6 protein-coding genes, 1 rRNA gene and 1 other RNA gene are annotated in these 6000 nt (G+C 41.5%); all 8 read left to right on the top strand.

Going from position 1 to position 6000, the window contains the following annotated elements; translation table 11 throughout:
- The first annotated feature begins 24 nt into the window (after positions 1 to 24).
- Positions 25 to 290: signal recognition particle sRNA large type (ffs, locus tag BMZ78_RS02390), an RNA gene on the top strand.
- A 505-nt stretch (positions 291 to 795) separates the two neighbouring features.
- Complete coding sequence (locus BMZ78_RS02395; protein WP_175482243.1) at positions 796 to 1938, top strand: two-component system sensor histidine kinase NtrB; 1143 nt, start codon at positions 796 to 798, stop codon at positions 1936 to 1938.
- Between the two features lie 127 nt (positions 1939 to 2065).
- Positions 2066 to 3796, top strand: coding sequence for a DNA polymerase III subunit gamma/tau (dnaX, locus tag BMZ78_RS02400; RefSeq protein ID WP_175482244.1), 1731 nt, complete (start codon positions 2066 to 2068; stop codon positions 3794 to 3796).
- Between the two features lie 20 nt (positions 3797 to 3816).
- Entirely contained in the window at positions 3817 to 4128 is a 312-nt protein-coding gene (locus BMZ78_RS02405; protein ID WP_093227644.1) for a YbaB/EbfC family nucleoid-associated protein, read from the top strand.
- Positions 4129 to 4154: 26 nt separating this feature from the next.
- Entirely contained in the window at positions 4155 to 4751 is a 597-nt protein-coding gene (gene recR / locus BMZ78_RS02410) for a recombination mediator RecR (protein ID WP_093227646.1), read from the top strand.
- 105 nt (positions 4752 to 4856) lie between these two features.
- A complete protein-coding gene (locus BMZ78_RS02415; protein ID WP_093227648.1) occupies positions 4857 to 5126 on the top strand; it encodes a pro-sigmaK processing inhibitor BofA family protein in 270 nt (89 codons plus the stop codon).
- A gap of 89 nt (positions 5127 to 5215) precedes the next feature.
- On the top strand, positions 5216 to 5743 hold the full coding sequence (locus BMZ78_RS02420) for a hypothetical protein (protein ID WP_093227650.1): 528 nt from the start codon (positions 5216 to 5218) through the stop codon (positions 5741 to 5743).
- A 163-nt stretch (positions 5744 to 5906) separates the two neighbouring features.
- A 16S ribosomal RNA gene (locus tag BMZ78_RS02425) occupies positions 5907 to 6000 on the top strand; the annotation flags it as partial.

Genomic DNA, 6000 nt, shown 5'->3' on the forward strand with positions numbered 1-6000 from the left:
GTCATTTGTGATATATTATTAATACCGCGCTAGACGGGGAGCTAGCCGTGCCCTGTAGCCCGCAATCGGCTTAGCGGGGTCGAATTCCTGCCTGAGGTCCTTTTTGTGTAAGGTCTGGTTTGCCTTGAAGGTGTTGATGATCGGGTCCTACGCAACGAGAGCTTTCGAACCGTGTCAGGTCCTGGCGGAAGCAGCACTAAGGAAGATTTCTCGTGTGCCGTAGGGGTGCCTGGTTTGAGCTGGATAGGCAAAGTCCGCTTGGGCAAATTGGATCGGAGGCAGGTGCGCGGTAACATTATACATAAGAGCGAGTGTCGACTGGGCTGAAAAGCGAAAACCAAGCAGTAGGTTCAGTTTTACCATTCGCAAAATCAAGCTGGGTTAAAAACCCGGCTTTTTATTTTATTTTTTACAGGTGTGTGAACTGTCAAGACTGATTCATTTCCATCAGGAAGTGAGTCAGCTTTTTTATAAAAAAATAAACAAAATCATTGACAAATTTTAAATGGCATGAAGGAAGTATGTGTTTCAAGGCGAATAAGAAAATTAGGATTATTTTCCTATATTTGTATAATTAGGAAAAATAGGGATAAGGAGGGTTCGTATGTGCCCATACCGTTTCATCATCAGATAGATTTTAAGAAATTAAAATCTTGGGTGAAGCGATTGTCCCGAGTGGTTTTCATGTCAGAATGCAACCAAGTTGATAGGGGGATCTTATCAACTCCGATAAATAAGCAGGTAAAAGATGATCAATTATCGTTTCAAGGTAAGCGATTGAGTGGTGGTATAAATATGATGAAAACGGATGTAGAGATGGTAACAGGAGCGCAGAGGCAACATTCTTATCAATTTCTGTCCATTTATCCTGTCGAGTCGTATGTGAATATGGTATCAAAGTTGATTTCTCATATTCAGGTAGGAGTCATGTTGCTGGATGGCCGAAAAAGGGTGATGGAAATCAACCGGATGGCCAGTCAGTATTTAGGATTGGAAAGATCTTCGGTATTGTATCGTTCTTTGGATCATGTCGTATCGCATTTGAATCCGGAGCAACCCGATTTTGAACGTTTGGTTTCCTTTTTGGCATCTACGGTAGAAGATCAAAAACAGTTGGAGATCAAATGGCACACGAAGGGAAAAACAAATCAGTTGCTGATTACAGCGATTTCTTCGGAAAGGCTGGAATGTGACTGTAAAGGAACCTATTTTTTTATTGAAAATATTACCAAAGTCCGCTCTCTGGAAGAACAGGTCCGTTGCAATCAACGCTTGGCAACCATTGGCCAGATCGCAGCTGGAGCAGCACATGAAATTCGTAATCCGCTTACATCTTTGCGAGGCTTTTTGCAGGTAATCGGGTATAAACTCAAGGAAATTGGCCAGAAGAAAGAACAGGGTTATATCGACATCATGTTAAAGGAAATCAATCGAATTAATCACCTGGTCAGTGAATTTCTATTACTTAGCAAGCCAGGGGAAATGCATTTAAAGCCTGTCAGTGTCAACAAAGTGTTGGGTGAAATTTTACCCATTATAAAAAGTGAGGCGATTTTGCATAATATTGATGTAGTTGTGGAAAAAACTTGCAAATTGTCTAAAGTGGTTGCAGATGAAGAACTGTTGAAGCAGGTATTTCTCAATATATGCAAAAATGGTATGGAAGCGATTGGCCAGGGAGGTTTATTGACGATTCGGATTCGTCAGGATGAAGAACAAGACTACTTTATTGTCGATGTGATTGATACAGGACCTGGAATTCCTGAGAACTTGCGAGGAAAAATCTTTGAGCCATTTTTCACGACAAAGGAAAAAGGAACCGGTCTGGGTCTGTCGATCTGCCAACAGATTATTAAGGAAATTGGCGGAGCCATTCAAATGGAAACGGGTCCATATGGAACCACTTTCAGCATCTACCTGCCAGCGACCATGTTATAAGACTCACAGATGTAGATTTGTCAACAAGATCAACCTGCATCTGTGGGTTCTTTTTTTGTAAAAAGGTGAATCAGTGTAGTATGATAGGGTAAGTAATATTTAGTCCCTTCAAGGGATGGCTGGAGTGATGAGTGTGTCCTACCAGGCATTGTATCGTGTGTGGAGACCACAGCGATTTGAAGATATTGTCGGACAAGAACATGTCACCCAAACTCTGAAGAATGCCTTAAAAGAAGGTCATCTCTCCCACGCCTACCTGTTCAATGGACCACGTGGTACCGGGAAAACGAGTGCAGCGAAGATTTTGGCTAAAGCAGTCAATTGCCTTCAGGGCCCCAGTTCTGAGCCCTGTAATCAATGCGAAGCATGTCGGAGGATTACAGAAGGTTCTTTGATGGATGTCATTGAAATTGACGCTGCGTCAAACCGTGGAGTAGATGAAATTCGTGACCTGAGAGATAAGGTGAAATATGCTCCAACAGAAGTTCGATACAAAGTGTATATTATTGATGAAGTTCATATGCTAACAACGGAAGCGTTCAATGCTTTGCTCAAAACACTTGAAGAGCCTCCGAAACATGTGTTATTCATTTTGGCAACAACTGAACCACATAAACTCCCAGCAACGATTATATCCCGCTGTCAACGATTTACCTTTCGCCGTATTCCCTTTCTGAAAATCGTTCACCATTTGCAAAACATCTGCGAAGCAAAACAGGTTTCTTTTACAGAGCAAGCATTGTTTGCGATTGCCCGTGCTGCCGATGGGGGTATGCGAGACGCTCTCAGTTTGCTGGATCAGGCGTTAGCGTTTGGTGGAGATGTATTGGAAGAGGAAACGGTATTAAGTGTAACAGGATCCGTTTCCAAAAGTGCAATGGTAGCACTATTGCAATCCATTGCTTCAGAGCAAACCTCTGCTGCATTACAGCAGCTGGATGAGCTCATTGTACAAGGGGTTGAACCGGAAAAAATTATTCAGGACCTTACCCATGCCTGCCGGGATCTTCTCTTGGTCAAAACAGCACCACAACTGGAGCAAAGCCAAGGATTGGTTCATGACGATGAGGCCCATCATCAGCTAAGCAAACAATTGTCTGTTCAACAGTTAAGTGAAATGCTGGATATTCTTATCCATTATCAGCAGCAAATGAAATTTGTAGCCAACCATCGCATTTTGCTCGAAGTGGTGATTGTTCGACTTTGCCAAGCATTTGCGGATTTTCGCCTCACAAAAAAAGATGCAGAAGTGATAAAGAGACTGGAAGAACGAATTGAGCAGTTGGAACAAACGATTGAACAATTGCAAAAAGGATCTCAACAAGGGAAAACCTTTTCCCAAGCGACCACTGTTTCTTCTGATTCCAATAATTCCGTTTCTAAAGGAAAAGTAGAGTCATCTCAACCATCGAGTCCCCTTCTTCACGGTGAATTTATAAAAAAATTTTCCAAAGAGCAATTAACACGTGTAAAAAATGTTTGGGGAGAAATTCTCCGGCAAGTGAAGAAAGAGCGAGTGACTGTACATGCCTGGTTGATTGACGGTGAACCCGTTGCCGCAACAGATAATATGATTCTGGTAGCCTTTCGAACGAAAATCCATCGACAGACCATTGAAAAGCCTGAATTAAAGGCGCTGGTTGAAAAGGTGATGACTCGTGTACTGGGTTCCAGTTATCGGCTGCAAACAATCATGACCCATGAGTGGCAACATTTGCAGAATAACTTGACGGAACAGATTCCTTCGCCTCAAACCGCTTCTTCAGAGAAAAAAACAAACCATATCCAGTCGGAAGATGATATAGTAAAAAGAGCGATTGACCTGTTTGGTAAAGAATTGGTGGAGATTTTAGAGTGATTTGAAGGAGTGATTCTTTTATGCGTAATATGAGCCAAATGATGAAACAAGTGAAAAAAATGCAACAGGAAATGGCAAAGGCACAACAAGAATTGGAGAAAAAAGAAGTAGTGGGGACAGCTGGCGGTGGTGTTGTAAAAGTAACCATGAATGGACATAAACAGCTGTTGAATGTAGAAATTGCTCCTGATGTTGTAGACCCTGATGATGTAGAAATGTTACAGGACCTGATTACGGCTGCTTTTAATGAAGCGATGAAAAAAGTGGATGAAATGGTTGCAAAAGATCTGGGCAAGTTTACGGCTGGTTTAAATATTCCAGGTCTTTTCTAAAGTATAGTGGTAGGAGTGGCTAAAAGGTGTATGTGCCTGAACCGATATCAAAATTGATTGAGGGCTTTATGCGGCTGCCAGGTATTGGGCCTAAAACAGCACAACGTTTATCGTTTTTTGTGCTAGGGATGGATGAGGAGGATGTCCTCGATTTAGCCAAAGCACTTGTACGTGCTAAAAGAGATTTACGGACTTGTTCCGTATGTGCGAATATTACCGATCAAGATCCTTGTTATATTTGTTCCAATCCAGCGCGTGACCGTTCGGTCATCTGTGTTGTGCAGGATCCGCGTGATTTAATGGCGATGGAACGTACCCGGGAATATAATGGCCTTTATCATGTGCTTCATGGGGCGATTTCGCCGATGGAGGGAATCGGTCCAGATGAACTGAAAATCCCTGATTTGCTCCGTCGACTCGAAGATGAAACAGTTAAAGAGTTAATTCTGGCTACCAACCCGAATATTGAGGGAGAGGCAACGGCCATGTATCTTTCTAAATTGGTTAAGCCATTTGGGATCAAGGTTACACGGATTGCGCATGGACTTCCTGTCGGTGGCGACATCGAGTTTATTGATGAAGTGACGTTAACCAAAGCATTGGAAGGCAGACGAGAGCTTTAGTGTCATAGCGGCCAGTGATGGTCGCTGTTTTTGTTTGTTCTATTTTCTCTCTTTTTTCATACATCTTTATATAGCTTGTACGATATTGAGAAGGGGAGACAGACATTGTTAGAGATCAAATGGTGGCTTCTTATTCTTGCTTTGGGAATCGTTTTTTTCATGTTGATCAATCGATCTGTCAAGCAGCCGTTAAAGTGGTTTGGTTATGGGGTGTTATACTCGGTGGTGGGAGCAATTATACTGTTTTTTGTCAATTTGCTTGGGGAGTATATTCAACTTCACATCCCGATAAACCCCATTACAGCTTTGATTACAGGTATATTAGGATTGCCAGGGCTAGCTTATTTGATTGCAGTAAAGATGTTATGGATATAATGGGTAAGAGAATGTACATAAAAGAGAGAAGAAAAAGGAACTTTCCCATGTATAATTACTATAGGAAATAGAACTAAGGAGTGGGAAAGGTGCGCTGGAGAGTATGGACTCTTGTGAGTGTTCTTCTGTTTCTTAATGGGTGTCAAACAGCTCCCAGTCCTAAATTTTTTCATGTAAAGTCTGAACAGAAAAAAGATATGAATATATCGACTGATTTAAACAACTTAAAAAAGGTTATTCATCTTCCTTATAAGCCAAAGAAGGTATGGTGGAAGTCAATTCCGATCGGAGGAGATAAAAAGCAGAATCGACGAGTGGATTTAACTATTGGTCCAACGGATTACAGGCATGAGATCATCCTTACATTTGATCAGAAGGATATAGAGGCTATAAAAGAAAAATCATGCAAATCAATGGCAGCATCAAAGCCATTACTACTCTCTGCTAACCAGATTAAAAATCAAATGTCAGATGACCTAGCTGCGGCTTGGGCTCAGGATATGGATGGATCTGAAATAAAAGAAGGTTATCAATGTTCTCCAGAGCTTTTCTATCCAAATGGTCATTTATATATTCTTCCAAAGCATACAGTTTATTTAAGTTTGTATACCACTTAAACAAGTTTCTTTTCAACAAATAAAAAAGGTGTTGACACAATCCTGAACCTATGATAAATTATTCATTGTCGCCGCGAGATGCGGTGAAATGAATAAAGAAAGTGTTCCTTGAAAACTGAAGAGTGAAGCATGACCTCGTTGATTCGATAGAGCAATCAAACTTTTTTTGGAGAGTTTGATCCTGGCTCAGGATGAACGCTGGCGGCGTGCCTAATACATGCAAGTCGAGCGGGGTTATTTCCTTCGGGAAATAACCT

Source organism: Thermoflavimicrobium dichotomicum (assembly GCF_900114055.1).
Classification (GTDB): Bacteria; Bacillota; Bacilli; order Thermoactinomycetales; family Thermoactinomycetaceae; genus Thermoflavimicrobium; species Thermoflavimicrobium dichotomicum.

What these genes read in the sequence shown, in the direction of transcription:
- BMZ78_RS02395 (WP_175482243.1), top strand. Translation starts at nt 796, where the DNA reads ATGATGAAAACGGATGTAGAGATGGTAACAGGAGCGCAGAGGCAACAT.
- dnaX (WP_175482244.1), top strand. Translation starts at nt 2,066, where the DNA reads ATGAGTGTGTCCTACCAGGCATTGTATCGTGTGTGGAGACCACAGCGA.
- BMZ78_RS02405 (WP_093227644.1), top strand. Translation starts at nt 3,817, where the DNA reads ATGCGTAATATGAGCCAAATGATGAAACAAGTGAAAAAAATGCAACAG.